Genomic DNA, 297 nt, shown 5'->3' on the forward strand with positions numbered 1-297 from the left:
AGCTGCCGCGCCTGGAGGCCCAGACCGCGCTCTATGAAAAGGTGCTGGAGGCCGCCAACGGCATGCCAGTGACCTTCCGCACGCCGGATCTGGGCGGCGACAAGCTGCTGCCGTACATGGAGCTGGAGCGAGAGGACAATCCGGCCCTGGGCTGGCGCGCCGTGCGCATGGGCCTGGACCGTCCGGCCCTGCTGCGGATGCAGATCCGCGCCCTGATCAAGGCGGCCGCCGGCCGGCCGCTTCAGGTCATGTTGCCGCGGGGGGCCAATGTCGACGAGTGCCGCGCCGCGCGCGCGT

The 297-nt window shown here is 71.7% G+C and carries 1 protein-coding gene; it reads left to right on the forward strand.

Going from position 1 to position 297, the window contains the following annotated elements; all coding sequences use genetic code 11:
- Positions 1 to 297: putative PEP-binding protein (locus tag EIK80_RS25480; RefSeq protein WP_305038177.1), on the forward strand; the 297-nt coding region annotated here is incomplete at both ends.

This window comes from Caulobacter sp. 602-1, from assembly GCF_003931565.1.
GTDB lineage: Bacteria > Pseudomonadota > Alphaproteobacteria > Caulobacterales > Caulobacteraceae > Caulobacter.